The 3,748-nt window shown below is 37.3% G+C and carries 2 protein-coding genes and 1 pseudogene; 1 reads left to right on the top strand and 2 read right to left on the bottom strand.

What is annotated here, in order from left to right:
• Window positions 1–76 precede the first annotated feature (76 nt).
• Window positions 77–262 (top strand): annotated as a pseudogene (locus ACFIL8_RS03280) (helix-turn-helix transcriptional regulator).
• 273 nt (window positions 263–535) lie between these two features.
• Here the strand turns inward: ACFIL8_RS03280 and ppx are convergent.
• Both ppx and ACFIL8_RS03270 read right to left on the bottom strand, forming a co-directional pair.
• A complete protein-coding gene (ppx, locus tag ACFIL8_RS03275) occupies window positions 536–2,053 on the bottom strand; it encodes an exopolyphosphatase (protein WP_375611538.1) in 1,518 nt (505 codons plus the stop codon).
• Between the two features lie 6 nt (window positions 2,054–2,059).
• On the bottom strand, window positions 2,060–3,748 hold a 1,689-nt coding region (locus tag ACFIL8_RS03270), incomplete at its 5' end, for an RNA degradosome polyphosphate kinase (RefSeq protein WP_375688898.1).

The following is a 3,748-nucleotide window of genomic DNA, read 5'->3' as shown; positions in this document are numbered from 1 at the left end:
AAAATCATGGTTAATAAATAGTTGTGATTTATTTCTATTTTTTATAGTGAAAGGATTTTATAATGACTGAAATGATATTCTTTTGACAGACCGTGAAAGTGCAAAACTGTTTCATATGAGTATTTCAACATTCCAGCGTCATGTAACCAATGGATCTCTCCCAAAATCTTTAAAACTTGTTTTTTATCGCGTTGGTTACAATCGTAATCTTATGAAGATAATCGAGCAAGCTAAACAGAAACGTTATAACGACACAGCATAAAAAGAAAACCTTTTCACGTAAAAATGGACAAAACTTTTCATTTTCACATGAAGCTTATGAAGTGAAAAATCCATCCTGTGATGCAAGTAACAGAATAAAAAATTATGTTTTCTTTTATGAATGCTCAGGCATTACAAATGCTTTGCGTGGTGTCTAGCATGGGCGTTATGGAACAAGTCCTATTGTCCAGCTCATGATGATAGGCTACCTAGTTTATCCCTCGTCAATGGCCCTATTATTAAGACATAAAACACGAATAAATTAGGAAAAAAATCAAAAAATTTCAAAAGCGAGAGGTTGTTTTATTATTTTTGATAACTTCTGTAATCGTCCAAGAGGACGTTCTCCTAATAACCCAGCGTAATTCTTTGGGATCTGCAGGATAATATGATCTGCTTTTTTATGCCACAATAAATGAGGTAAAATTCCTGCAACAGAAGCACTAAAAAGATGAGCAATACGCATAGTTTCGCCAAGAATACGTGCTTTTTCAATTATATTTTGAGTTGCTAATTGAAAAATGGGAAGAGATTCTTTATCAACCAATAAACTCGTATTGCGAAAAAAAACAGCAAGTGCCGCATAAAGGCGCCCTTCATGAGAAATTCCTGGATAAGATCCTAAAGCTATTTGATTTGCTGCTTCATTGCCTCGATAATCTGGATGTATACGCCAACCAATATCCGCAAGAAGACAAGCGGCTTGACGATAACGGCATTCATTTTCGGTTTCTGAAATTCCAAAAACTTCAAAAGCATTCGTCGTAAAATCAATGAGTTCTTCTGCTTGTTTTGGTGAACGTGCCCGTAAAATAGCCATTTCTGTGCATGCTGCAATGAGAGGATCTGAAAGTCGAATCGCCTGCGGCAATCGTGAATAAAGAAAACCTTCACGAACGCCAGCACCAGAAAAGATTATCTTTTCAAACTCCATACACTGAATGAGTTCAATAAGAACTATTGCCCCATAAGATAAAAGTTTTCGACGGTTCTGAGAAACCGCTGCAATCCCTCTCATATTATCAATATTGCCACGTGCTACAAGACGTAAAAAGTTCTCCATTTCAACAGCATCAACTTCATAGCCATGCATAACAGGGAGCCGATAGTGTTTCATTGCCATATGGAGTTTTGCCAAATTACGCCATGTCCCCCCTACTGCATAAAAATAACGTGCTATACCTTTACGAGCACGAACAACAGACGATTTATAAAATTGCTCATGTACAATTTTTGTAGCTACAGCACTATCATTATTTGACATATACTGTAGCCTTAAACCACCCAATGGGAGCGTTATCCCTTCACCAACATCAGAATGATCAATATCAATCAGCTCAAGACTTCCACCACCAAGATCCCCAGAAATACCTTTTGGTTGATAAAAAGTAGACACAACTCCATATGCTGAATACATAGCTTCTTCACTTCCTGAAAGAAGATATATTTTATTTTGCAAAATATCTTCAGCATGCTGAATAAATGCTACGCCATTCTGTGCATCTCGTGCTGCTGCTGTTGCTAAAGTATAGACCTCATCTGCCCCAATCTGTCGACAAAGCGTACGAAACCGTTTCAGTGTTTGCAACGCCATTTTCATCGATTTTTCTTCTAAAAATCCTGTTTTCGCCACACCATGACCGAGACCACAAAGAATCTTTTCATTAAATAAAACTGTTGGTGATCGAACAAGCCCCTCATAAATAACCAACCGAACAGAATTTGAGCCAATGTCAATAACAGCAACAGGCTTACGCCCTTTTAACCGACCTTGAGCATCTCTATATGTCATTGGATTTTAGTCTTTATGTATTTCGGCTTGTTGCCGATGCAACGCAACCAAGCGCGAAACAGAAGACTCAAAAGACTCATTTTCCCCCGCAAAACTTGTATTGGCCATAAAATACTCCTGCGCATTAAATAGACTTTCACCTATCTGCGGTGTAATACGTTTTGATGTTCCATCCTTAAGTATATCAAAGCTTTGTTGATTATCAATGATATTAGCTAACATAATCTGTAAAAGAATTTTTTGACGCACTATTTTATTAAAAACCGGAACCAATATTTCAATACGATAGTCCAAATTACGAGGCATCATATCAGCAGAGCCTAAGTAAACGAGTGCATTTTCATTAGGCAAATCTTGACCATTCCCAAAACAAAAAATGCGACTATGTTCAAGAAAACGCCCGACAATTGATTTTACACGAATATTATCCGAAATTCCTAGAATACCAGGACGTAAACAACATATCCCCCGCACAACCAAATCAATTTGCACCCCTGCTTGACTGGCACGATATAAAGCATCAATAATTTCAGGATCAACCAATGCATTAACTTTCATCCAAATAGCAGCAAACCTTCCCTGTTGTGCATGAACAATTTCTCCCTCAATATGCTCTAAGATACGACCACGCAGTGTTAAGGGTGAAAAAGCAATCTTCATTGTTTCATTTGGACGCTCATATTGCGCAATATAATTGAATAATAACGCAACATCATGAGCGATATCATCATCCGTGGAAAAAAAAGAAAGATCGGTATAAGTTTTAGCATTAATGGGATGATAATTTCCTGTTCCAAGATGAACATAAGAGCGAAGACGTTTTCCCTCACGTCTCACAACTAATGACATCTTAGCATGCGTTTTTAATGCAATAAAACCAAAAATAACTTGAACCCCAGCACATTCAAGATCCCTGGCCCAACGAATATTTGCTTCCTCATCAAAACGTGCTTTAAGTTCTACCAAAGCAGTCACAGACTTTCCCTGTTCAGCTGCTTTAATCAAAGCGCCAACAATTGGACTATCATTTGATGTACGATAAAGTGTTTGTTTTATTTCTACAACATCAGGATCGCAAGCAGCTTGACGTAAAAATTGGACAACAACATCAAATGTCTCATAGGGGTGATGAATCACAATATCATTTTCACGAATAGCCGCAAAACAATCCCCTTTATGTTTACGAATACATTCTGGAACACGAGAAATATAAGGAATAAATTTAAGATCATCGCGGGGAATAGAAACAATTTCTGATACCGTATTAAGCGCTAAAAATCCGTCAAGGACATTAATACAATTATCAGGAACAGCGAGACTATTCGCTATAAATTGGCGTAAACTCTCTGGCATTTTTGCGTCAAACTCAACTCGAATAACCTGCCCACGGCGCCGCCTTTTAAGAGCAGTTTCAAAAAAATGAACAAGATCCTCAGCTTCTTCTTCTACTTCAATATCGCTATCTCGGATTATTCTAAATGTACCAATTCCTTTAACCTCATAGTTAGGAAATACATGTTTAATAAAAAGGCAAATAACATCTTCAGATGCGATAAAACGAAAATGATTACCTTCTTGAGGAAGAAGAACGAAACGCCTTAAAAGCATTGAAATAGACAACAACACTGTGTGTGAATTCTGATCAGTTTCTCCAGACAATTGAAGCCCAATAGAAAGCCCTAAATTAGGAATAAA

The organism is Bartonella sp. AP57NXGY, assembly GCF_042195805.1.
Classification (GTDB): domain Bacteria; phylum Pseudomonadota; class Alphaproteobacteria; order Rhizobiales; family Rhizobiaceae; genus Bartonella.
This window is presented reverse-complemented; position numbering and strand designations above follow the sequence as displayed.

Coding starts and splice junctions, on each gene's coding strand:
- ppx (WP_375611538.1), bottom strand. CDS start 2,053: ATGACATATAGAGATGCTCAAGGTCGGTTAAAAGGGCGTAAGCCTGTT.